At 59.9% G+C, this 24,225-nt stretch carries 12 protein-coding genes; 2 read left to right on the top strand and 10 right to left on the bottom strand.

The genetic code is table 11. The features are described 5' to 3' along the window. Positions 1–102 precede the first annotated feature (102 nt). The 6 genes from ACFE7X_RS01965 to ACFE7X_RS01940 all read right to left on the bottom strand — a co-directional run bounded on the left by ACFE7X_RS01965 (position 103) and on the right by ACFE7X_RS01940 (position 14,419). Complete coding sequence (locus ACFE7X_RS01965) at positions 103–3,237, bottom strand: SBBP repeat-containing protein (RefSeq protein ID WP_375433977.1); 3,135 nt, start codon at positions 3,235–3,237, stop codon at positions 103–105. A gap of 402 nt (positions 3,238–3,639) precedes the next feature. After that, positions 3,640–6,819 (bottom strand): SBBP repeat-containing protein, encoded by a 3,180-nt coding sequence (locus ACFE7X_RS01960; protein WP_375433976.1) that lies wholly within the window; start codon positions 6,817–6,819, stop codon positions 3,640–3,642. Between the two features lie 432 nt (positions 6,820–7,251). Next, positions 7,252–10,458, bottom strand: coding sequence for an SBBP repeat-containing protein (locus ACFE7X_RS01955; protein ID WP_375433975.1), 3,207 nt, complete (start codon positions 10,456–10,458; stop codon positions 7,252–7,254). Positions 10,459–10,888: 430 nt separating this feature from the next. Continuing rightward, on the bottom strand, positions 10,889–12,544 hold the full coding sequence (locus ACFE7X_RS01950; RefSeq protein ID WP_375433974.1) for an SBBP repeat-containing protein: 1,656 nt from the start codon (positions 12,542–12,544) through the stop codon (positions 10,889–10,891). A gap of 379 nt (positions 12,545–12,923) precedes the next feature. Continuing rightward, positions 12,924–13,697 carry a DUF3891 family protein gene (locus ACFE7X_RS01945; RefSeq protein WP_375433973.1) on the bottom strand — a complete coding sequence of 258 codons (774 nt, stop codon included), beginning with the start codon at positions 13,695–13,697 and terminating at the stop codon, positions 12,924–12,926. Positions 13,698–13,927: 230 nt separating this feature from the next. Then, positions 13,928–14,419, bottom strand: a complete 492-nt coding sequence (locus tag ACFE7X_RS01940; protein ID WP_375433972.1) for a hypothetical protein — start codon at positions 14,417–14,419, stop codon at positions 13,928–13,930. Positions 14,420–14,892: 473 nt separating this feature from the next. Here ACFE7X_RS01940 and ACFE7X_RS01935 point away from each other — a divergent pair, with 473 nt between their 5' ends. After that, on the top strand, positions 14,893–16,842 hold the full coding sequence (locus tag ACFE7X_RS01935; protein ID WP_375433971.1) for an acyl-CoA synthetase: 1,950 nt from the start codon (positions 14,893–14,895) through the stop codon (positions 16,840–16,842). A gap of 10 nt (positions 16,843–16,852) precedes the next feature. On the opposite strand, the gene ACFE7X_RS01930 is transcribed toward ACFE7X_RS01935, so the two are convergent. The 3 genes from ACFE7X_RS01930 to ACFE7X_RS01920 form a co-directional block, all read right to left on the bottom strand. Beyond that, the gene (locus ACFE7X_RS01930; protein WP_375433970.1) at positions 16,853–17,485 is read right to left on the bottom strand and encodes a class I SAM-dependent methyltransferase; all 633 of its coding nucleotides are present in this window, start codon (positions 17,483–17,485) and stop codon (positions 16,853–16,855) included. A gap of 318 nt (positions 17,486–17,803) precedes the next feature. Then, the gene (locus ACFE7X_RS01925) at positions 17,804–18,991 is read right to left on the bottom strand and encodes an ATP-binding protein (protein WP_375433969.1); all 1,188 of its coding nucleotides are present in this window, start codon (positions 18,989–18,991) and stop codon (positions 17,804–17,806) included. Between the two features lie 2 nt (positions 18,992–18,993). After that, a complete protein-coding gene (locus ACFE7X_RS01920) occupies positions 18,994–19,800 on the bottom strand; it encodes an alpha/beta fold hydrolase (protein ID WP_375433968.1) in 807 nt (268 codons plus the stop codon). Positions 19,801–20,242: 442 nt separating this feature from the next. Between ACFE7X_RS01920 and ACFE7X_RS01915 the strand changes: the two genes are divergently transcribed. Then, complete coding sequence (locus tag ACFE7X_RS01915; protein WP_375433967.1) at positions 20,243–21,268, top strand: SDR family oxidoreductase; 1,026 nt, start codon at positions 20,243–20,245, stop codon at positions 21,266–21,268. 307 nt (positions 21,269–21,575) lie between these two features. On the opposite strand, the gene ACFE7X_RS01910 is transcribed toward ACFE7X_RS01915, so the two are convergent. Then, positions 21,576–24,143 carry an excinuclease ABC subunit A gene (locus ACFE7X_RS01910; RefSeq protein WP_375433966.1) on the bottom strand — a complete coding sequence of 856 codons (2,568 nt, stop codon included), beginning with the start codon at positions 24,141–24,143 and terminating at the stop codon, positions 21,576–21,578. Positions 24,144–24,225: the final 82 nt, after the last annotated feature.

The following is a 24,225-nucleotide window of genomic DNA, read 5'->3' as shown; positions in this document are numbered from 1 at the left end:
GTTGCTAGTTCGCGTGTAGCGTAGCCCCCTCATCACTAGCCCCGGCCCTAAAAAGCACCCCTGGAGCTTGTTCAAGGAAGCTCTTAGTTTCATGAAGGACCTTCAATGGGCAACAAGCAGGCGCACCGTTTGGCGCTGGCCGTTGACGAGCAGCGCGCATTCGTAGAGGCCCGCCGGCAACGATTGACTCTTGAGCGGTAGCGTATAGCGCTGGCCCTTGCGCACGGCGCCTTCGTAGAGCGTAGCCACCGGTTGGCCCAACTGGTTGTAGACCCGCACCTGCCCCTGCCCATCAAGCACCGGACGGAAGCTGACCGTAGCCTGATCGGCGGCCGGGTTCGGATACACGGCCAGTTCTTGCAGCATACCGGCCGGCGCCGCCAGTTGGGCCCGGCTGGCCGCTACCACCGATGCCGAGGCGACGCTGCTCGCCTGAGTGTATTTGATGGTGAGGTAGTCGGAGTCGGAGCTGCTGGCGAAAGAGGTGCCCGCTACGTACACATTGCCGGTACCATCCACGACTAGGCCGACCGGCCTGTTGTCGGCGTTGCTGGGGCTGTTGTCGCGGGTTTCCCACAGCGTTTGGCCGCTGGCCCCGGCGTACTTGATGGTGTTGTAGTTGGTGCTACTGCCACTAGAGATGCCGGTTACGTACACATCCCCGGCACCGTCTAGGGCCATAGCAACGGCCTGATCAGTGGGGTTGCCGAGCCCGTTGAAAACCTGCCAGAGCCGCTGCCCGCTGGCCCCGTCGCACTTCGCCGTCACCCAAATACCCTGGCTACGATCAGCGTTGAGGTAGCCAGTGCCCGTCACCAATACGTCACCGGCGGCATCAACGGCTATAGCGGCGCCAATGGCAAAGAATGGGGCGGTCCAGAGGAGTTGGCCGCTAGGCGAATACTTGAGGGTGCTGATACCGGTCACGTACACATTGCCCGCGGCGTCAACGGCTATGTCCGTCGGATTATAACCGACAGCAAGGGTACCATAGCGGGCCACCCACAGCTCCCGGCCGCCGGCCGAATACTTGATGGTAGCATAGGCATTCCCGAGATTGACGCCAGAGTAAGAAGTGCCGGTTACGTACACGTTACCAGCGGCATCCAGGGTCACACGAGACGGTACATCATTGGCACCAGCGCCAATGCTGGGTCCATAGCGGTTAATCCAAAGTTCCTGACCAGTGGGCGAGTATTTGATGGTGGCGTAATCATAGAGTGTGATGAGGCCCATAACAGAACGGCCCGTCACGTAGGCATTGCCGGCCGCATCGACGGCAAGGTCCGTCACGTCATTGCCACGGTTAATAATCCCCGCGAAGTAGCGTCTGAGCCAAAGCTGTTGCCCCGTGGCCCCGTCGTATTTGATGGTAACATAGTCGCCGGCCCCGGTGCCGGCCACGTACACATTACCCGCCGCGTCCACCCCAACCACCGGATTAACACCGGTAAACGCAGGAGGATAGCGCGCCTCCCAGATCTGCTGCCCACTAGCCGAGTACTTTACCGTAGCGTAAACTCTACTGCCGCTGCCAGCGCGCGAGTACCCGGTCACGACCACATTGCCGGCCGCATCTACCGCCATATCCGTGGCCTGGCTTGGGAGTCCGGTCGTCTGAATACCTTCGAAACGGGCCACCCACAACTGCTCACCTACAGGCGAATATTTCACGGTGGCATAGTCGAAGTTTCGGCTGCCGGCAAACGAAGTGCCCGTCACTATTACGTTGCCCATGGCGTCCACGGCGAGGACCGATGCACCATCGTCGCCACCGGCGGGGCCGTTGTAGCGGGCTACCGGTAGTTGTCGGCCAACATATTGAATTGAATACCCGGTGGTGAGATAGTCACACTCGCCATTGCGGTTGTAGGAGCGTCCGGTTATCATCACGCGGTTGTAGGTGTCCACCACCACGTCCGTGGCCTCATCGTAGCCGTTGTCGGGGCCATCATACGCTCTCCTCCACACCGGTTGTCCGCTGACGCTGGCGTAGAAGATGGTGACGAAATCCCAGTTGTCGTTGCCGGTGTTAGCATAGCCCGTCACGGCCACGTTGCCGATGGCGTCGAGGGCCACGGCGGTGGCTTCGTCGTAGCTGTTGCCGGGCCCGTTGTAGCGGGCTTGCCATACCGGCTGGCCATCGGGCGCGTACTTGAGCGTGGCGTAGTCGTAGCTCGTGCCGTTGTCGGAGGTGCCCGTCACGGCCACGTTGCCGGCCGCATCCACAGCCAGGTCCCGCACCAAGTCATAGCCGCTGGCCGGGCCGTTGTAGCGGGCCGCCCACTCTTGCTGGCCACTGGCCGCGTACTTGAGGGTGAGGTAGTCGCTTTGGCTGCCGGTGTAGCTGGTGCCCGTCACGTACACGTTGCCGCTGCCGTCCACGGCAATGCTCGTAGGCAACTCGTCGCTGGCCCCGCTGCCGCTGTAGTGCGCCTGCCAGAGTGGCGCACCGCTGGCCGCGTACTGAAGCGTCACATAGTCGTAGCCCGTGCTCGGGCCGTGGTAAGAAGCCCCCGTTACCAGCACGTTGCCGGCCGCGTCCACGGCTACGCTGGCGGCTAGGTCGTCGCTGTTGGCCGGCCCGTTGTAGGAGGCTTGCCACAGATACTGGCCATTGGGCGAATACTTGACCGTGGCATAGTCGTAGCTGGTGCCGTTGTAGGAACTGCCCGTCACGTACACGTTGCCGTCCGTATCCACGGCCAGGTCCGTAGCCACATCATCGCCATTAGCTGCCCCGTCGTACCGTAACTGCCACTGTTGTTGCCCGTCCGCTGAATATTTAATGGTGACGTAATCATAACTAATGGCGCTGCTGGCGTCTGCAAAGGAATAACCGGTCACGTACACGTTGCCGGCCGTATCCACCGCGGTGCTTGTGGCCACATCGTAGCTGTTGTCGGGCGTGGCGTAGCGCGCGGCCCACAACTCGCTTACGGAACCTGAAGTCCGGGCTGGGGCGGGTGTTTCGCTTGAGCGGACATCTTGTTTTGCGCGGGCGCCCGCCAGCGAGGGCTGTTGAGCTAGGCGCGCAGCCGAGGCACCACCAGCCGTGGGCAAGGCGTGGCGCAAGCCAGATGCTTTAACTGGCAGCGTTAACTGCGACAACTGAATGGGGTCTGGCTTCCGAGCCTTGCTAGCACTTAAGGGCGGAACGATCTGTGCTTGAACGGCTAGCCCGTGAAGGAGCAAACCTACTACCAGAAGCAATAACCGGGTGGAAGCGTGTTTCATAGCAGGAGTAGGAAGAACTCGGAAAAAGGAAAGCAAGAGTATAGGCTGCTTATCGAGAAGATACAGCCGAAGCGCTACCCGTCGCTCAGAACCACACGCCAACAGCGCCGCAATACCTACTATAAAGTACTGAAAATAACTAAACTAAAACATGATTTAGTTATAATATAATTTCGACATTATAAGCAATCGAAAGCTTGTTTAGACTCACTCAGATGGCAACCATAAGGGAAAGTGCATTTTAAGCTGCGTCTGAGGCTTAGCTGCTCGCTTTAGAACAAGCTCGCCTATTGTTGCCGCCCGAAAATCAACGAAACCATTGCAGCACACGGTGTTGATTCGCACAAAAAAGCGCCGCCAAACATAGCTTGGCGGCGCTTTTTTGTGCGGAGCGGATTCTTGCTAATGCGTAACGAGCAAGCGCACCGTTTCGCGCTGACTGTTAACGGTCAACGAGCAGGTGTACAAGCCTGGCGCAAGCTTTTGACTGGCCAGCGGCAACGTGTAGTGCTGCCCTTTCTGAACGGCGCCCTGGTAGAGGGTTGCTACCTGCTGGCCGAGCTGGTTGTAAACCAGTACCTGCGCTGCCCCATCGAGCACCGGCCGGAAACTCACCGACGCTTGCCCGGCGGCGGGATTAGGATACACGGCCAGCTCCTGCACGTTGCTACCGGTGGCCAGGGCCAGACGAGGGGCAGCAACTACGTCCGTGGAAGCCGTAGTGCCGGCCGGGACGTATTTGATGGTGGCATAGTCGGTGTTGACGTAAAGGCTGAGGGTGCTACCCGTCACGTACACGTTGCCCGCCGTATCAACGGCTATGCCACTGGCCTGATCGACGCGGTTGGTGGCCCCATCATAGCGGGCTTCCCAGAGCTGCTGGCCGCTGGCGGCCGCATACTTGAGCGTGGCGTAGTCGTAGCTTTCGCTGCTGGCGCTGTTATCGGAGTAGCCGGTTACGTAGGCGTTGCCGGCCGCATCCAACGTTAAGTCCGTTGCCACATCAGTGCCGGCACCCGGCCCGTTGTAGCGAGCCGCCCAGAGCTGCTGGCCCGTGGCGGCCTCGTACTTGAGCGTGGCGTAATCGGAGCTGGTGAAGGCGGTTGCGCTGTAAGAACGTCCCGTTACGTACACGTTGCCCGTCGAGGGGTCGACGGCTAGTTTTGCGGCCTGGTCGCTGCGGTTGCCGGGGCCGTTGTAGCGCGCCACCCACTGTTGCTGGCCGCTAGTTGCGTACTTCACGGTGGCATAATCGTAGCTGCCGGTAGTGCCAATCGATTGGCCCGTTACCAGCACGTTGCCGCTTGCGTCCACGGCCACGTCAGTTGCCAAACCATTGCCGCTACCAACGCCGCTGTAAGCCGCTTCCCACAGCGGTTGGCCGCTGGCCGAGTACTTAACGGTGAGGTAGTCGAAACGGCCGTAGGAGGCGCCCGTCACGTACACGTTGCCGGTGGCATCCACGGCCAAGGCGCTAGCCTGATCGTTGCTGGCCCCGGCGCCATTGTAGCGCGCCACCCACAGCTGGCTGCCATTGGGAGTGTATTTAATGGTGGCATAGTCGTAGCTCGTGCCGGTGCCAATGGAATGGCCGGTTACGTACACGTTGCCGGCCGCATCGACGGCCACTTCCTTGGGGTCGTCCATGCTGTTGCCGGGGCCGTTGTAGCGCGCCACCCACAGCTCCTGGCCGCTGGGCGAATACTTAACGGTGGCATAGTCGGAATTGCTGGTGCCGGTCACGTACACGTTGCCGGCCGCATCCACCACCAAGCTAAGGGCCGTGTCAAAACTGTCGCCGGGCCCATCGTAGCGGGCTTCCCAGAGCTTGGCGCCGCTAGCCGAGTATTTGATGGTAGCATAATCATAGCGGCTGCCACTGCCCGCCGAAGCGCCCGTCACGTACACGTTGCCGCTGCCGTCCACGGCTATATCCTTGGCCTGATCATCGTTGTTGATGGCTTGAGCGTCGGAGTAGCGGGCTTCCCAAAGCAACTGGCCGGTGGTGGCGCTGTAGTTGATAGTGGCGTAGTCGGAATCGTTGCTGCTGGTATTGGAGATGCCCGTTACGGCTACATTGCCGGTGGCATCAACCGCCAAACTTACGGCTTGCTCATCGCCAGCAGTTGGGCTATTGTAGCGGCTGGCCCAGAGCTGCTGACCACTGCCGGCGGCATACTTGACGGTGGCATAGTCGCTCTGGCCGCTGCCGTTGAAGGAACGACCCGTCACGGCCACGTTGCCGGCGGCATCCACGGCCACATCCTTGGCTTCGTCGTAGCCACTATCGGGGCCGTTGTAGCGCGCTTCCCACTGCAACTGCCCGCCGCCCACGGTATATTTCAGGGTGACATAATCCCAGTTGCCGCTACTTGTTTCGGCAACGCCGGTTACCGCCACGTTGCCGGCCGCATCGACGGCCACGGCGGTGGCCTCGTCGTAGCTGTTGCCGGCCCCGTTGTAGCGCGCCGCCCAGAGTCGCTGGCCGCCGATGGCGTCGTACCTCACCGTCGCATAATCGTAGCTGCGGCCATTGTCACTGGTGCCCGTCACGAATACGTTGCCGGCCGCATCCACGGCCAGGTCCCGCACCAAGTCATAGCCACTGGCCGGGCCACTGTAGTGAGTCACCCACTCTTGCTGGCCACTGGCCGCGTACTTGAGGGTGAGGTAGTCGCTTTGGCTGCCGGTGTAGCTGGTGCCCGTCACGTACACGTTGCCGCTGCCGTCCACGGCAATGCTCGTAGGCAACTCGTCGCTGGCCCCGCTGCCGCTGTAGTGCGCCTGCCAGAGTGGCGCACCGCTGGCCGCGTACTGAAGCGTCACATAGTCGTAGCCCGTGCTCGGGCCGTGGTAAGAAGCCCCCGTTACCAGCACGTTGCCGGCCGCGTCCACGGCCACGCTGGCGGCCAGGTCGTCGCTGTTGGCCGGGCCGTTGTAGGAGGCTTGCCACACCTGCTGGCCATCAGGCGCGTACTTGACGGTAGCGTAGTCGTAGCTGCTGGTGCTACCGTTATAGGAACTGCCCGTCACGTACACATTACCAGCCGTATCCACGGCCAGGTCCGTGGCCACATCATCGCCATTAGCTGCTCCGTTGTAGCGGGCTGTCCATACCTCTTGCCCACTAGCTGAATACTTGACCGTCACATAATCATAATCGATGGAGAAGACGCTGCTGACGGCCCCCGTCACGTACACGTTGCCTTCCTTGTCCACGGCAGTAGCGGCCGTCAGATCATAGCTACCAGTTGGGCCGCTGTAGCGGGCCGCCCATGCTTCCCGAACCGGCCCGGCCGTGGGGGCCAGATCATCAACGCTAGTCGGTTTCGGTTGCCGGGCATTTACTGGTGCGTTTTGTATTGCCTGCTTGGCCGCTCTTGTTTCACTGGTTGCCGTCGGGCCTTTGGGGAGGGCATGGTGCAAGGCACGCGCGCCGGGAGGTAGCAGAAACTGCTCGGACCGCTCGGGCTTCTGGTTCCTGGCCCAAGCCGGCACTTGGCGGGTCTGCGCTTGGGCAGTCGGCCCGCAGAAAAGCAAGCCGGCTGCTAGCGGCAGCAAACAAGTAAAAGGTTGTTTCATAGGGGGAGTTTCAAGAAAGGAAAAGCAACTAGTAGTCTGGTTAATAAAGAAAGAAGCAGTAACAGAAGTAAGAAAACAGCTTTACTTCCTCACTTGTGAGCCCAGACAACGCTCTTACTGAGCGACCAACAACACGTAATCCAGCGCCAAGTACTAAAAAATAAGATTACTAAAACAAGATTTATAGAATAAATCAATACGTCTTGGCCTGTAGCTCAACCGTATAGTCAGGTAGTACTTAAATAACTGACCGTTGCAAGTGCACTACTTTCTACACCTGCGTTCAAGCCGCCAGCTTGAACGCAAGGAGGTCTTCGGCTGCCACCCTATCAAGGAAGCGTACTATGGCAGTACGGCAGGGGCGTACACGGCGCACAAAAAAGCGCCCCCGGAACAAGTCCAGGGGCGCTTTCAGATCATCAAGTGGTGTGCTTAGCGAGCAATAACTAGCCGTACTGTTTCGCGCTGGCCGCCTACGAGCAAGGCGCAGGTGTACAAGCCCGCCGTCAGCTTCTGACTATCCAATGATAGTTCGTAGTGCTGGCCTTGGCGCACCTTCCCCTCGTAGAGCGTGGCTACTTGCTGGCCCAACTGGTTGTAAACCACTACTTGCGCCGCTCCATCGAGCACTGGCCGGAAGCTGACGGTAGTCGGGCCGGTGGCCGGATTTGGGTACACGGCTAGCTCCTGCAACCGCCCACTCGGGGCAGCCACGGCCAGCGGCGCACCAACGGCTCCCAGCGGGGTTGTCGTGGTCTGGGTCACTGGGGCCACACCAGTTGTCTGGCTGTACTTGAGCGTGGCGTAGTCATAGCCTGTGTTACTACCGAACGAGAAGCCGGTTACCAATACGTTGCCGGCGCCATCCAGGGCCAGGGCCGCGGGCTCGTCGTAGCTGCTGCCCGCGCCGTTGTAGCGGGCCTCCCAGAGTTGCTCGCCGCTGGCGCTGGCGTACTTGAGCGTGGCGTAGTCGTCGGTGCCGTCCGCGTTGTACGACAAGCCCGTTACGTATACGTTGCCCGTTGTGTCCACCGCTACGGCTGAGGCTTGGTCGTAACTGTCGCCGGGGCCGTTGTAGCGTGCAACCCATACTTGCCGGCCACCATAGTAGGGCGGAATGTAGTCGTACTTCACCGTGGCATAATCATACGTACCATCACTGCTCATAGAGTAGCCCGTCACGTAGGCATCGTCCGCCGCGTCCAGGGCAATGCTTGTCGGCACATCGTCGCCGTTGGCGGGTCCGTTGTAGGTGCTGAATACCACTGCGGCCCCGTTGGTCCCGAGATATTTGACTGTTACATAATCGTAGTTGTTTCGCCCATTGGCGGTAGCTCCGCCCGTCACTACTACGTTGCCGGCTTTGTCTACAACCAAGGCTGTGGCCACCTCGTTGCTGTTGCCATTGCCGCTGCCGGTGTAGCGGGCTTCCCAGAGTTGCTGGCCGCTGGCGGCGGCGTATTTGAGGGTGGCATAGTCGTAGTCGTTCTGGGTGGCATTGGTGGCTCCGCCCGTCACGTACACGTTGCCGGCCGAATCGAGAGCCAAGGCAGAAGCCACTTCGCTGCTGTTGCCGACTCCGCTGTAGCGGGCTTCCCAGAGCTGCCGACCACTAGCGCCGGCGTATTTGACCGTGGCGTAATCGTAGTCGCTCAGGTTGGCCGCTATTGCGCTTCCCGTCACCACCACGTTGCCGGCGGCATCTACAACCAGGGCCGTAGGCATTTCCTCGCCGTTGCTATGGTAGCGCGCGCTCCACAGTTGCTGGCCGCTAGGCGAATACTTAACGGTGGCATAGTCGTAACTGGTACTGTCGCTGTAGGCGTAGCCCGTCACATACACGTTGCCGGCGCTGTCGAGGGCCAAGGCGGTTGGCACCTCGTCGCTGTTGGCGGGGCCATTGTAGCGGACGCTCCACAACTGCTGGCCGCTGGCCGAATACTTGAGCGTAGTGTAGTCGTAACTGGTACTGTCGCTGTAGGCGTAGCCCGTCACGTACACGTTGCCGGCCGCGTCGGTGGCCACATCCGTAGCTACCTCGTTGCCATTGGTCGGCGTGTTGAAACGCGCCTCCCAGAGTTGCTCTACATCACTCTGCACGTACTTGATGGTGGTGTAGGCGGAGCTGGCCGAGGTACCGTTCACGTACACATTGCCAGTGGCACCAACCGCAACGGTTACCGGCTGGTAACCATCGAAGGCGACTCTGGTGTAGCGGGTTTGCCAAAGCTGCTGGCCGTTGGCGCTAGCATATTTCACCGTCGCGAAATCACTGCTCAGCGCGCTAGACGTGGCACTGGAGTAACCCGTCACGTATACATCGCCGGCGGCGTCGAGGGCGAGGCTGTATCCCTGTTCAATACCATTGTTCTGCACTCCGTCGTAGAGGGCCACCCAGAGTTGCTCCCCAGTGGCCGAATACTTCACCGTGGCGTAGTCGAAGCGGGTGGTGCCGCCGTAAGCGGTACCGGTCACAAACACGTTGCCGGCTGCATCTACGGCCAGATCCGTAGGTTGATCATCGCTGGCGAAATTGGGCGAATTGTAGCGCGTAGCCCACAGCTGCTGCCCGCTGGCCGAATACTTCACTGTGGCGTAGTCGTTGGCGGTGGCGCCGTTGGAGTAACCCGTTACGTAGACGTTACCGGCCGCGTCCACGGCCACGCTCGTGGCCCGATCATCCCTGTTGTCGGGGCCATTGTAGCTGGCGGACCACTGGAGCTGGCCAGTGGTCGAGTACTTGCGGGTGAAATAATCCGAGATGTTGCTCCCCGCTATATAAAGATTGTCGGCGGCGTCCAGGGCTAAGCGAGAGCCAAACCCGAAGTCTTGGTCTCCCACAAATAGAATCTGGCCGAGGAAATTGCCGCTCGCCGAGTACTTTAAGGTGGTGTAGTAGTAGCGTCCTTCGACAGAGGAGCCAATGCCGGTTACATACACCGTGCCCGCTGCATCCACGCCCACGTCGGTAGGTCGGTCGTTGAGGACGACGCCCCCAACAGCGCCGAGACCAACCCACAGCTGCTGGCCATTGGCCGCATACTTAATGGTAATGTAGCGCGAAAGGTTGCTGGCACCTGCGGCAGAATACCCGGTTACGTACACGTTGCCGGCGGCGTCTACGGTCATGTCGGTGGCCACATCATTGCCGTTGCCAGCACTATTGTAGCGGGCGCTCCAGAGTTGCTGGCCATCCGGCGAGTATTTAACCGTCGCGAAGTCGTTGCTGCCGTTGCGGAAAGAGTAACCCGTTACGTATGCATTGCCGGCGGCGTCTACCACCATGTCTCTTGCTACGTTGGCAACGGTGCCGAACTCGCTGAAGCGAGCTACCCACGCTTCGGTGGCCGATCCGGAAGTGATAGCCTGGCTGTGCAACCCTCCTACTGCCGGGTTGGCTGGCCGTTGCGCGGCCCCAACGGGGGCGGGCCGGCTTGGCAGGAGCGCGGCTTTGGTTGCCGGCAGCGCGTGAGACAAAGCCGGGGCGCCGGGTGGCAAGAGCAGCTCTTGAGGCAGCGCGGGAAGGAGGTGCGCGTCCCGCCTAGACGGTCGAGGTAGGTTGGTCTGCGCCTGAGCGGCCGACACCTGAAGCAGTAAGCTTGCCGCTAGGGGCAGCAAACGTGTAAAAGCTGATTTCATATGGTGGGATGAAGGTTAGAAAAAGAAAAAGCAGGTCGGGGCCTGCGTACTAGCGAAAGAACACCTATTCCGCTTGCTCTACATGTCACTCTACTTTGGAACCTGCACAGCACCTAAGTCTAATGCAGTTCATTCACGGCTCAGTCTTCGGCCTCAATTTCCGGCGTCAATCGACGAGATTATTAACGAATTAATGCTAATTAATCTACATATGCTAGCAACCTCCTCTCCGCTGTTCGTTGACGGACGCAGCCAATTGCAATAAGCATCGTTTATTGTGCTGAGAGGTGAGAACTTAGCTCCACAAGTATTGATTTTCTACTCCCAACAAATTCGCTTGAACCGCTAGCTATGCCTACGCCCTCTTACCATAAAAAAGCGTCCTCAACTTACGTTTAAGGACGCTTTTAAGATGACTTAGTGTGCTGCCTTAATGGGCAACGTGCAAGCGCACGGATTCGCGCTGACCGTTGACAAGTAAGGAGCAGATGTATAAGCCCGAGGCTAGGTTCCGACTGTCAAGCGGCAAGGTGTAGCGTTGGCCCTGGCGCACGGGGCCCTCATACAAGGTGGCTACCTGCTGGCCGAGTTGGTTGTAGACCTGCACCTGCGCCGGCCCATTCACCAACGAGCGGAAACTTACGGTGGCTTGCGACGCGGCCGGGTTCGGGTACACGGCCAATTCCTCTAGCGCCTCGTGCGCTACGGCTGCCGACAGCGGAGCCGTGCCCGTCTGGGCGTACTTGAGGGTGATGTAGTCGGAGTTGGTGTCGCTGCTTACGGAGTAGCCGGTCACGTACACGTTGCCCGTTGCATCCAGCACAATACTATTGGCTTGGTCTACGCCGTTGCTGGCCCCGTTGTAGCGGGCAGTCCAGAGTTGCTGACCGCTGACGGCGGCATATTTGAGCGTGGCATAGTCGTAGCTTTCGCTGCTGGCGCTGTTATCGGAGTAGCCGGTTATGTAGGCGTTGCCGGCCGCGTCTACGGCCAAGTCGGTGGCTACGTCGGCGCCGTTGCCGGGGCCATTGTAGCGGGCGCTCCACAGTTGCTGGCCACTAGCCGAGTACTTGAGCGTGGCGTAGTCGGAGCTGCTGAAGCCCTCCCCGCTATACGAGCGGCCCGTTACGTACACGTTGCCGGCCGCGTCCACGGCGAGTTTGGTGGCCCAGTCGTTGCGGCCACTGGTTCCGTTGTAGCGGTTAACCCACTGCTGTTCGCCGCTGGCCGAGTACTTAACGGTAGCGTAGTCGTAGCCGCTGCTGCCCCCGAGGGAGTAGCCCGTCACGTACACGCTGCCAGCGGCGTCTACCGCTATGTCGGCAGCCGAGCCGTTGCCGTTGCTGATGCCGCTGTAACGGGCTTCCCAGAGCTGCTGGCCGCTCGCCGAATATTTCAGGGTAACATAGTCGGAACGGCCGTAGGAAGCGCCCGTCACGTACACATTGCCGGCCGCGTCGAGCACCAAGGAGCTGGCTTGATCCACGCTGCGGCCCGCGCCGTTGTAGCGAGCTTCCCAGAGTTGCTGGCCATTAACGCCGTCGTACTTGATGGTGGCGTAGTCGCTGCCACTGCCAACGCCTATCGAGGAGCCCGTCACGTACACGTTGCCCGCCGCATCGAGGGCGAGGTCGGTGGGCTCGTCGGCGCTATTGCCAGGGCCGTTGTAGCGGGCAGTCCATAGTTGCTGGCCACTGGTTGAATATTTGATGGTAACATAATCGGTGGTGCTGGTGCCGGTTACGTACACGTTGCCGGCCGCGTCCACTACCACACTCGTTGCTTGATCGTAGCTGTTGCTAGGGCCATCGTAGCGGGCTTCCCACAGTTGTTGGCCGCTGGCCGAATACTTGGTCGTGGCGAAGTCGTAGCGGTTGTCGCTGCCCAGCGAGTACCCGGTTACGTACACGTTGCCGGCCGCATCCACGGCTACGGCTTTCGCTACATCATCGTTGTTACCGGGCTTGGTATCGGTATAGTGAGCGGCCCAGAGTTGCTGAATCCCAACCGACTGAGCGTATGAAACGGATGCAGGAACTAACAGGCTTGCGGCTAATGGCAATAAGTGCGTAAAGAAGTGTTTCATATAATAAAGGCTAGAAGGATAATGGCGTTTGAGGTGGTATACGTATTGTAGAAAGAAAGTTGTATTAAATCCAATCTTCTCACATAAGTACAATATAATAATCTGATACACTAGGATTGAACAAAGAATAAAATCTTAAGTAGGATAAAATCTTGAATAAATAGACCCTGGCTAAAAGATATATTTGTTATTTAAATGCAAATAATTATTGTTCTAACAGCTATTTAACAGCTTTTTCATCCGCTATAGTTAAACTTGTAGAAACGGATATTGCGGGTCCAATTATTTTTCAAACACCCAGCAATAAACTACAGTGTAAACGCCGCTGAGCACGGCCAACTCTGGCAGCGGCTGACAAGCGCGCTAGACTATCTTGCGTTTACTGCATTATGCGTATCGCCAACTCGCGCACCGGAGCCTGCCGAAAACACGCCATCAAGCTCATTGTCGCTAGCTGCTCTTTTGGCAGCTCTCTATAGCGGAGTTTAACGCTGAAGGTTTCATCGAAGGGGAAGGGCTGCACGCGTACCTGGCTTTGCGTTAGCCAGTGTGCCTGAATAAGTTGGCGATGGGTGAACGAGAAGTAATCGGAAAACGGAATCCCGTTGCGGTACCAGGGGTGCTCATGGGCTTTGTCGGCGCCTGGCTCATTTAGACATAAATAGAGCGACAGCCGGTCCGCGAACTTCAGGAGTTGTAGGTGGAAATCGAGGACTTGCTGTTGCGCGTTCGTGTTAAGATTAAGTTGCTGCTGCAAGCGTTGCTGGCGCTGCTCTTCGGTTGCCAGAAAGGCTTGTCCGACCTCGGTTTTGGCTAGGTCGGGAAAACCGGTGTAGTGCAAGCTGCAAAGCAGACCCGCATAGGCAGCCATGTGCTCTACTTCCAGTATTCCCTGCTGATAGTGTTGAATTTTGGGTTCAACCGGAAAGTCGAGAAAGGAATGCGGCGCGTGCGTTTGCTCGTTCCAGCGGGGCGCGGCATCCAACGGAATCCACCCCCGGTCGTGCTGCTGAACGGCCAATTCCACTTCCGGCCGCAGGGCCGCACCCTCGAAATAATGAGGGTGCCAGTGTTCGATCAGCACGCCCGCTACCCGTGCATGATCGTGCTGGTTCACGTAGTAAAAGCTGGCAGGGGTTTCCCGAACAATCATAGCTAACTCCAACGGCGGGGTGAGTTGCAGAACGACTGCCCAACCCTAACTTATCCGACTTATACGGATGTAGCCTATTGAACAGCACCCTCAACGAGCAGGGCAAAGGCCGCGTGTTGGCAACTAACCTCTGCCTTTTATAGCTACTACCTGCACGTTGCGCTCGACACGAAAAGCAGGTGACCGGCAGAGGTAGTACTCGTGGCCTCGTTGGGCACGCTGGTGCTTCCTTATGCCTTCTCCCCTATCGTCCATCCTTTGCGGGGTACGGGCGTCTGGTCGGGGCCAGGAATCAGCTTGTCGAGCACGGCGCCGGTGGTGAAGGCGTAGATGCCTTTGTGCAGGAGGTCAATGGCCTGCTCGTCGCGGGGCCAGGTCCAGGGCAGGGCGCCTACGCCCGTGGCATTCTCCAGCGTTTGGTCGTTGAGTAAGCGTAGGTTCATGAACAGGAAAGAGCCCATAGGTCCCCGTAGGCCACGCTCGGCCATCAAAGCCCGCGCGACACCCATCAGAATGCCCTGGCCCCAGTGCATGGTCCAATTGAGGCCGAGCCGTTCTTCGTCGGGTTTGTGTGGTAGGCCGAGCAGCTTTTCCAGTACGTGCGCGGGCACGTACGAATCGGGGCGCTTGGTGAAACGCTGTTCGATTTTTTCGGCCAGCGTCATGGCGGCCACGCCAGCTACACCTGCTGCCAGCCCGTAAAGTATGGTTTTGCCTGTCATAGTACCTTCTTCGCGTCTGGCTTTTGCCCGACTTTGTTTTGTATGGATAAGAAATTTTCAAAAGCCCCGGATTTCTTGGTCGTGCTTGACCTTGATTCGAGGCTGCACCTGCTGTTCTCTACGGCAGTTGACCGAGGTAGTTTGAAGAAAAAAGGGCTTATCGCACTAGTGTTCAGCTTACTACCGCGCCTCCGAGCGTGACTAGGGCGTAGCTTACGCGAAGCGCCAACCCAGTACTACACAGCTAGCTAGGGCGGGTTGGTGGGGCTGTGCTTTCTCGTGTTCTTGAGCGGGCGGTGGCGAAGAGTCGTTTCACGCGCAAACAAATCGTTGTTCCGGCGTTCGTTGAAGCGGAACAAGGCCCTTCGCCAGCTCAGGAAGCCAACCAATACCAACCCCCCAGCCTACTCTTCACTGTTCTGCCGGTTGCGCGTAGTACTTTCGCCTTCTTTCTACGCTGCTATTCCACCCGTATGCCCGGCTACCAGTCGCTGCCCGATATTCTTGACTTAGAGAAAACGCCGCTCCAGGAGCGGCCCGTTGCGCCCGATACGTTTACGATGGTGCAGCGGGGGGCCGCCTTGAATCCGCAGACGCTGGCGTTGCGCTTCGTGCTCAATGGCGAGAAGCCCACGCACTCTGTTGATTTCACATACGCCACGCTGCTAAAACGCCTGTACCAGACGGCCAACGCCCTGCATGCCTTGGGGGTGCAGCCAACGGATGTGGTGTCGTATCTGCTGCCCAACCTGCCGGAAACCACCTTCACGTTTATGGGCGGGCAGGTGGCGGGCATCGTCAACCCGATCAACCCGCTGCTGGAGCCCGCGCAGATTGCCGACATCCTGAACGCCTGCGGCACCAAAGTACTTGTTACGCTGCGGGCCTTCCCAAAAACCGATATCTGGCAGAAAGTGGAAGCCCTGGCGCCCCTGGTACCCACCCTGGAAACGGTGGTGACGGTGGATTTGCTGCCCTACCTGCCCACGCCTCAGCGGTTGCTGGTGGGGGCTTTGCGGCTCGGGCAGCACCGGCCCGCGCTGCCGGGCCAGCGGGTGGTTGATTTCCAGGAAATCCTGAAAGCCCAACCCGCCGACCGCCTACTGTCGGGGCGCGTTATTGCGGCTACCGACAGGGCCGGCTATTTCCATACGGGTGGCACAACCGGCGTACCCAAAATTGTGTCGCTCACCCACCGCAACCTCACCGTTATTACCAGCGGCACCGAGTTGCTGCTCGGGCGCACCGAGGAAACGGGGCCCTTGGTGTTTTTCTGCGGTTTGCCGCTGTTCCATATCAACGGAGTGGTCGTGACGGTGTGCGCCCCCTGGTCGATGGGGCACACGCTGGTACTGGGCAGCCCCCAGGGCTACCGGGGGCCGGGTATTATTGCCAACTTCTGGCACTTGGTGGAACACTACCGCATTGCCTTGTTTAGTGGCGTGCCGACCGTGTTTAGCCGGCTGCTGGAAGTGCCCGTTGCCGGGCGCGACCTGAGCACGTTGCGCTACGCCATCTGCGGGGCCGCGCCATTGGCTATGGGGTTGATTCAGGAGTTCGAGCGCCGGACGGGCTTGCGCATCGCCGAAGGCTACGGCTCCACCGAATGCTCCTGCACGACCACCGTCACGCCCTTCGCGGGCGACTATGTGGCGGGTTCTATCGGGCTGCGCTTGCCCTACCAGGACGTGCGCGTGGTGGTGCTCGACCCCGAAACCAGCCAGTACGTGCGCCCGGCCAGCCCCAACGAGAGCGGCACCATCGTGGTGCGCGGCGAGAACGTGTTCGGTGGCTATTTACAGCCCGAGCACAACCAAGGTATTTGGGTGGACGTCGGCGACGGCCAGGGCCTGTTTTTCAATACCGGCGACTTGGGCCGGCAAGACGAGCGGGGCTACTTCTACATCACTGGGCGGCAGAAAGAGCTGATTATCCGCGGCGGCCACAACATCGACCCCAAGGTAATCGAGGAAGTGCTCCAGCAGCACCCCGCCGTGGCCCTCGCCGCCGCCATCGGCAGCCCCGACGCCGACGTGGGGGAATTGCCCGTGGCCTACGTCACCCGCGCCCCCGGCCAAACCGTTACGGAAGCTGAACTGCTTGCTTACGCCGCCGAGCATATTCCCGAACGCGCCGCCGTTCCCAAGCGCATCTACCTCGCCGACGAGCTGCCCCTGACGGCTATTGGCAAGATTCTCAAGCCCGCCCTGGTGAAGCAGGAAATCAGCCGGGTGTTCGGGGCACGGCTAACTTCTATTTCGGGCCTCACCGTCCGCCAGCTAACCGTCCGCGACGATAGGCAGCGCGGCTTGGTGGTAGCTATTGAGGCCTCCGGTGCCGCCGGACTGGACGTAAAGCAGGCGGTGTACGAAGCTCTCCAGGGCTACACTGTACCCCACGAGTTGCGGGTGACAAAGGAGTAGCTTAAGCAGGCTAGCCGCCGGTGTCAGCGCCGACTAGCGTAGCCTCTGCTGCTTGGGCAGCCGAAGCAGCCGAAGCAGCAGGGGTGGGCTCATACACCAGCACGTAGGCGGGGGGCAGGTTGAGCAAGACATGGGTTTCGTCGAGCGGGCGAAAGAATTTGCCGAACAGCTTCTTGTTTTGGAGGGAATACTGAAAGAGAATCAGCTTGCCGGAGGAAAGCAGGATTTTTCGGGTGTGTTCGAGAATGCGCCAACCCAGCCGCCGGGGCAACGAGGAAAAAGGCAAGCCGCACACCACGTAGTCCACCTCACTGATTCCGCGCTTGTGCAGGTACTCTCCCGTTTGGTCGGCGGAGCCGTGGATGATGTACACGTTGGGCTGGCCCACGTATCGTTGGCGGAGTAACTGCGCAAAACGGCGGTTCACTTCCACCAGCACAATCACCGTTTCTGCTTTGCGGCGCTGTATCAGAATATCGGTGAACACGCCCGTACCGGGGCCATACTCGACAATACAACGAGCCGTAGTGAAATCGATGGGCTCGGTTACTTTATTGGTTAGCTCACCGGAGCTAGGTATCAGGGAGCCAACGGTGGCGGGGTTACGGAAGAACTCTCCGACAAAGGAAGATATAGGTAGCATGAGCAGCAGCTAGGGTGGAACGAGGGATAGCCAATTGGCCTCAGCAGCTTGTACGGCCTATTGTTGCCGCAGGTATAGGGTTCAGCTTACTTCGCACGCCGTGCTTGGGTTGGCAGTAGGGTAGCTGAAACTGCGGCTACGTTGCCTTTCCCCGCTCGGAAACCAGCGGTTGGCCGGCCCTGAAACCACCGGCTACGGTCTCCCCTCTGGCCCGGCAGCCTGACTTGCGCGGCCGTAGCAGCACTTGCTACAAGTACTTTCGCAACCCGAACTAGCTGGCCACCGACAACGCAGTGCTGCCGATAGCCGCCAGCACTGCTAGCGGGGCAAGTAGATGCGGAAGGTGCTGCCCTGCCCCACTGTGCTATCCACCTCCACGTGCCCCCCGGCCTGGTGCACCAGGCGGTTGACTAGGTACAACCCCATGCCTGAGCCGGCTACCTCGGGGTGAAAACGGCGAAACAGTTGAAACAGCTCCGGACCGTGGCGCTTCAGGTCGATGCCGCGGCCGTTGTCTTGCACGCAAAGCACCGAGGCCCCATCGGCAAGCGTCGTGCTGACTTGAATGCTGGGGTGGCGGCTGGGCTCGGCGTACTTGAGGGCGTTGCTGAGCAGGTTGTAGAGCATGCTGTGCAAGCTAGGCCGGGCCATGCGCAGCGTAGGCGCGGCACTGAAGTTTAAAGTGAAAGCCGCAGTTTGCTCTTGGGGTTGCAGGGCCCGCACAATCTCTTCGGCGAGGGGCTGCAACGCCACTGCTTCTTCGGGCACCTGCTCTAGCTCCCGCTGCTGCTGCACCACCGCCGTCAGCCCCTGAATCGTGCTCAGAATCTGCTGCAAGGCGTCCTCAAACATACCTATCATGCTGGGGGCGGCCGGATCGTGAAAGGTAACGTCGCGCCTGAGCTCGGCAAAGAGCCCTACCATGTTGTCGATGGGTTGCTTGAGGTCGTGGGAGGCCGTGTACACAAAGCTGTCCAGGTCGGCATTGATGCGGGTGAGCTGCTCGTTCTTCACGAGCAGCAGTTCGTTGGCCCGGGCCAGTTGCTCGCGCTGCTCCTCGGCCTGGGCTTTGGCCCGCAGCAGTTCCTGCTCGTACTTGCGCCGGTCGGTGATGTCGAACAGGCTGACGCGCACCACCAGCGGCTGGCCGTTGGTATCGCGCAGCAGCACAGCATTTAGGAGCACCGGCAGCGTGGTGCCGTTTTTGCGCCGTAGCATGTAGCTAATTTCTCGCACCTGGCCCTGTAGCAGCAGCAAGGGCGCGCAGTGGGTTTCGTAGTGCAGGCGTCCGCCCACAGTTAGCAGTTGCTGCAAGCACTGCCGAGCCACTAGCTCCGGGCGCGTATAGCCTAGCCAGCTCAGCAAGGTTTGGTTTACTTTTACCAGCGTACCGTCGGGCAGGCAGGAGCAGTAGCCGCAGGGCGCGTGCTCGTAGAAATCGTTGGGATTTTCCGCGGTTAGGCGCAGATCCAACTCGGGTAGCCACTCGTCGTCACCATCACTCATAGCTAGGGAGTACGCGTAAAATCCACAAAACGGCTAATTGCCAAGACCGTAGCCTCCGGTACACTCAGGTGCGGGCAGTGGCCCGAGGTATCGAGCACCACCAATTGGCTATCCGGCATTTGCTGCTGCATATACGTCCCGACGGCCAAGGGCGCCAGCACGTCCTGGGTGCACTGCAAAATCAGGCTCGGCGTGCGCACCCGGGGCAGATCGGCGCGGTTGTCGGACAGAAACGTGACGCGAGCGAAATGCCGGGCAATGGTGGGGTCGGTGTTGCAAAAGCTGTTGTTGAGCTCGGAGGTCAGCTCGGGCCGGTCGGGGTGGCCCATAATCACCGGCGTTATGGCACCCGACCACCCAAGGTAGTTGTCGTTCATGGCGGCCAGTAGTTCCTCGATATCGGCCCGCTCGAACCCACCAGTGTAGCCAACATCGTTGAGGTAGCGCGGCGAGGGTGCCACCAGCACCAACCGGTGAAAACGCGCCGGTTCTTCAATAGCGGCCAGCACGGCAATTATGGCGCCCACCGAATGGCCCACCAGTAGTACCTCACGCAGGTTGAGTTCGCGCACTACGGCCAGCACGTCCTCGGCATGCGCAGTCAGGGAGCTATAGCGCTCCGCGTCGTAAGCCGTTAGGGTTGATTGCCCCGCCCCCATCAAGTCGAGCAGCACCACCTGGTAGTTGGCCTCGAAAGCCGGGGCCACCAGCCGCCACATGTGCTGGTTGCAGCCGAAGCCATGGATAAATACCATGGCCTGGGTTCCCGCCCCAGAAACAGTAACGTGATGCCGCTTTAGAATATCCATACTTTCTCGAGAAATACTAGGTAAGCACTTAAAGCGCGGCGCGGCGCTACTACCAGGACTGGCTGCGCCTTCTTTGCGCCCTAAGATAGTAGGCCCAGGCAGTAACAAAACCGTTGGCGAAACTCACTTACCTAAAGCAGCTGACTACAAAGCCGCCAGAATTTGCCACTAGCTTGCCCTACGCAATCTGGTGGTTGGCTTTGGCTGATGCAAAGCAGCTAGCGGTTGTGGCTCTTCAAATAAGTGCTGAACACCTAGTTAACTACCTTCGTCCCAGCTACTTTAAATAAAGCGGTTCTGCGGTGCTTATCGAAGCATGGGCGTCCTTTTGGCGGCTAGTGTTGGATGGGTCCTCAAGCACCACTTACCCTCGATGCTCGTCTATAACTCTAGCACTAAGCCAGCGGTATACTCTCAACTCCTCAACTGGTGTTCTTTATTCATGAAAAACAAGCATCTACGCAATACAACTGTCGTTATTACGGGAGCCTCCAGCGGCATTGGACGAGCCACCGCGCTGACGTTTGCCCGCCACGGGGCTCGTTTAGTTTTAGCGGCCCGGCGCGCGGCCGTTCTGGCCGAGGTAGTGGCGGAATGTGAGGCGTTGGGCGCCGAGGCCCTGGCCGTTCCCACCGACGTCACGGATGCCAAGGCCGTGCAGCGCCTCGCCGAAGCAGCCGTGGCTTTTGGTGGCCGGCTCGATGTGTGGGTCAACAACGCGGGCAGCGGGGCCATTGGGCCATTCGAAACCATTCCGCTGGCCACGCACGAGCAGGTGCTGCGCATCAACTTGTTTGGGTACCTGTACGGGGCCTACGCCGTGCTGCCCATCTTCCGGCGGCAAGGCCGAGGCCTGCTCATCAACGTAATATCGCTGGGCGCCTGGCTGCCCGAGCCATACACCGTTGCTTACAGCGCCAGCAAGTACGGCCTGCGCGGCCTCATGGACACCCTGCGCACCGAGCTCAGCACCGAGCCGCACATCCACGTTTGCGACGTGCACCCGGCCTACATCGACACGCCCGGCTTTCAGCACGGCGCCAACTATACCGGCCGCGTTATCAAGCCCGCGCCGCCCGTATTTCCGGCCCAGAAGGTAGCTGATGCTGTTGTTAAGCTAGTTGACCACCCGCGGCCTTCCACGATGGTAGGCTGGACGGCTCCTGCTCTTCGGCTGCTTTACAACCTGGCTCCGGCCGCCACCCGCTGGGGCGGCATGCGCCTACTTCAGCGGTATTTGCAACAAGCCGAGCGCGCCCCCATCTCCGACGGCAGCCTCTTCACGCCCACCCCCGCCCGCCACGGCACCGACATTTCCGGCGGCTGGCGACGCCCAACTTCCTCTTCTGGTGGCTCCAACTCTAAGTGGCTAGGTGCCGCCGTGGCAATGGTTGCTGCCGCAGCGGGCTTCTACGCGTGGCAGCAGCGCCCAAGCTCCAATCCGCAACAAACGCCTGAATCAGAGTGAGGGCCGCTGGTAAGTTAGCTCCACACCGAAATCAACCGCGTAGCAATCCAAGGTTGGAAGTGTCGAAATAAGCGAAAGGTATGCGCTGTTCTTTAGAGCTTAAGTTGCTACGCGGCGGCCATCAACTCAAGTTAGAGACTATCCGCATAGGGCCTTGTCATTCCGACGCAGGAGGAATCTGAGGAAAGACGTTCAATAACTTCATTCAGATTCCTCCTGCGTCGGAATGACAAGGCCTTAACGGTTAAATTCTTAGTTTACAGGACAAGGGCAGCTACCTCATAGACTAGAAGTTGGGTCGAGCACGCTAATTCCCGCTGCTTTGGAAGCGCGCTAGGTACGGGGCGGTGCGGCTGCCTTTGCTATTGACCACCTGCTCGGGGGGGCCGGCGGCTACTACTTGGCCGCCCTCGTCGCCGGCGCCGGGGCCCATATCCAGCACATAGTCGCTGCCAGCTACTACGCGCATGTCGTGCTCCACTACGATGACGGTATTGCCGGCTTCCACCAAGCCGTTGAGTTGGACTAGAAGCTTTTCCACGTCGGCGGGGTGCAGGCCGGTAGTGGGCTCGTCGAGGACGTAGAGCGAGTTGCCCCGTTGAGCGCGCTGTAGTTCGGTGGCTAGCTTGATGCGCTGGGCTTCGCCGCCCGATAGCTCGGTGGCGGGCTGACCGAGGCGCAAGTAGCCCAGGCCGACTTCGCGCAGCACCGTGAGGGCGCGGTGCACGGGCAGTTCCTCGGCGAAGAACTCCCAGGCCGCATCCACCGTCAGGGCCAATACCTCGGCTATGTTTTTGTCGCGGTAGGTTACTTCCAGCGTTTTAGCGTTGTAGCGTGCCCCGTGGCAAACGGGGCAGGGCGCGTACACGCTCGGCAGAAACAGCAATTCCACCATCACGAATCCTTCGCCCTGGCAATTCTCGCAGCGGCCTTTGACCACGTTGAAGGAGAAGCGGCCGGCGTCGTAGCGCCGCTTGCGGGCCGTTGGCGTGGCCGCGAACAGCTTGCGCACGTGGTCGAAGAGGCCGGTGTAGGTGGCCATATTGGAGCGCGGCGTGCGGCCAATCGGCTTCTGATCTACGCGCACCAGCCGCTTGAGCTGCTCCATGCCAGCTATGATGTGGCCGCCGGTTGAATTAGGAATTAAAAATGAAGAATTAAGAATTTCGTCTTCTTGTTCTTCGTCAATTCTTAATTCTTCATTTTTAATTCCTAATTCCTTAGCCACCAGTTCCACCAGCACCTGGCTTACCAAGCTGGATTTGCCGGAGCCCGATACGCCCGTGACGGTAGTGAACACGCCCAGCGGAAAAGCCACGTCGAGCTTATTAAGGTTGTTGCGCGTGACGCCCTCTAGCTTCAGCCAGCCAGTGGGCGTGCGCGGTACCCGAGTTGTTGGCTTGGCATCGGAAGTGAACAGGTAGCGGCGCGTCTGCGAGGCTTGCACCGCGGCCAGGCCCGCGGGTGGGCCGCTGTAGAGCACCTCCCCGCCTTGCTCGCCGGCCGCCGGCCCCACGTCCACCAGCCAATCGGCTTGCCGAACCACGTCCAGGTTGTGCTCGACCACAAACAACGAGTTGCCGGCTTGCTTCAGCGCAGCCAGCGCCGTTAGCAAGGCCTCGGTGTCGGAAGGGTGCAGGCCGGCCGAGGGTTCATCGAGCACATACACCACCCCAAACAGATTGGAATACAGTTGCGTAGCCAGCCGCAGCCGCTGCAACTCCCCCGGCGATAAAGTAGGCGTGCTGCGCTCCAACGATAAGTAGCCCAACCCCAAATCCAGCAGCACCGCCAGCCGGGCGCACAAATCGGCGGCGATACGCTGGGCCACAATAGCTTGCTCGGGGTGCGCGGCGTCCTGCTTTTTGCGGCCCGCGGCCGTGCCGTCGGCGTAGGGTCGCAGCAAGGCCGCCACCCGCTTGAGCGGCAAATACGACAGTTCGGCAATATCCAGCCCCGCAAAAGTCACCGACAACGACTCGGGCCGCAGCCGCTTGCCGTGACACAGCGGGCACTCGGTGCTGAGCATGTACTGCAAGGCGCGCTTTTTCATCAGCGGGCTTTGGGTATTGGCGAAGGTGTGCAGTACGTGCCGCTTGGCGCTGCTGAACGTGCCCATGTAGTTGGGTGGCTCCTGGCGCTTGAGGGCGCGCTGCGTTTCAGCGGGCGAGTAGCCGGGGTAAACGGGCACCACCGGCTGCTCCTCGGTGAACAGAATCCAGTCCCGGTCTTTCTGGGGCAAGTCGCGCCAAGGCCGGTCCACGTCGTAGCCGAGCGTAACGAGGATGTCGCGCTGATTCTGGCCGCCCCAGGCTTGGGGCCAAGCCGCAATGGCCCGCTCCCGAATCGTGAGCGAATCGTCGGGCACCATAGAGCGTTCGGTTACCTCGTAGGTGCGGCCCAGGCCGTGGCAGGTGGGGCAGGCGCCTTCGGGGGTGTTCGGCGAAAAGGCTTCGGCGTAGATGATGCCCTGGCCCGCCGGGTAGTTGCCGGCCCGCGAATACAGCATGCGCACCAGGTTGGAAAGCGTGGTAACGCTGCCCACCGACGAGCGGGTGGTGGGCGTGCCGCGCTGTTGCTGCAAGGCCACAGCCGGGGGCAGCCCCTCAATGGCATCCACTTCGGGCACCGCCATCTGGTGAAACAGCCGCCGCGCGTACGGCGACACCGATTCCAGGTAGCGCCGCTGCGCCTCGGCATAAAGCGTCCCGAAAGCCAACGACGACTTGCCAGACCCCGATACGCCCGTAAACACGACCAGCGCATCCCGCGGAATTTCGACGTCGATATTTTTCAGGTTGTGCTCCCGCGCCCCTCGGACGCGCACAAAGCCAGTAAACTCTTGTGGTGGATGGGGTTGCGTGTTTTTCGCCATGAAGTGCAGGGCCACTAGTACGTAGCAGATGCCCTATGGTACGCAAAACCGACCAAGCTTGCCGAGTTGCAAGTGAACTATC

The organism is uncultured Hymenobacter sp. (assembly GCF_964242765.1).
GTDB lineage: Bacteria > Bacteroidota > Bacteroidia > Cytophagales > Hymenobacteraceae > Hymenobacter.
Note: the sequence above shows the minus strand (reverse complement) of the source record. Positions and strands in the feature narration are given on the sequence as shown.

What these genes read in the sequence shown, in the direction of transcription:
- ACFE7X_RS01965 (WP_375433977.1), bottom strand. Translation starts at nt 3,237, where the DNA reads ATGAAACACGCTTCCACCCGGTTATTGCTTCTGGTAGTAGGTTTGCTC.
- ACFE7X_RS01960 (WP_375433976.1), bottom strand. Translation starts at nt 6,819, where the DNA reads ATGAAACAACCTTTTACTTGTTTGCTGCCGCTAGCAGCCGGCTTGCTT.
- ACFE7X_RS01955 (WP_375433975.1), bottom strand. Translation starts at nt 10,458, where the DNA reads ATGAAATCAGCTTTTACACGTTTGCTGCCCCTAGCGGCAAGCTTACTG.
- ACFE7X_RS01950 (WP_375433974.1), bottom strand. Translation starts at nt 12,544, where the DNA reads ATGAAACACTTCTTTACGCACTTATTGCCATTAGCCGCAAGCCTGTTA.
- ACFE7X_RS01945 (WP_375433973.1), bottom strand. Translation starts at nt 13,697, where the DNA reads ATGATTGTTCGGGAAACCCCTGCCAGCTTTTACTACGTGAACCAGCAC.
- ACFE7X_RS01940 (WP_375433972.1), bottom strand. Translation starts at nt 14,419, where the DNA reads ATGACAGGCAAAACCATACTTTACGGGCTGGCAGCAGGTGTAGCTGGC.
- ACFE7X_RS01935 (WP_375433971.1), top strand. Translation starts at nt 14,893, where the DNA reads ATGCCCGGCTACCAGTCGCTGCCCGATATTCTTGACTTAGAGAAAACG.
- ACFE7X_RS01930 (WP_375433970.1), bottom strand. Translation starts at nt 17,485, where the DNA reads ATGCTACCTATATCTTCCTTTGTCGGAGAGTTCTTCCGTAACCCCGCC.
- ACFE7X_RS01925 (WP_375433969.1), bottom strand. Translation starts at nt 18,991, where the DNA reads ATGAGTGATGGTGACGACGAGTGGCTACCCGAGTTGGATCTGCGCCTA.
- ACFE7X_RS01920 (WP_375433968.1), bottom strand. Translation starts at nt 19,800, where the DNA reads ATGGATATTCTAAAGCGGCATCACGTTACTGTTTCTGGGGCGGGAACC.
- ACFE7X_RS01915 (WP_375433967.1), top strand. Translation starts at nt 20,243, where the DNA reads ATGAAAAACAAGCATCTACGCAATACAACTGTCGTTATTACGGGAGCC.
- ACFE7X_RS01910 (WP_375433966.1), bottom strand. Translation starts at nt 24,143, where the DNA reads ATGGCGAAAAACACGCAACCCCATCCACCACAAGAGTTTACTGGCTTT.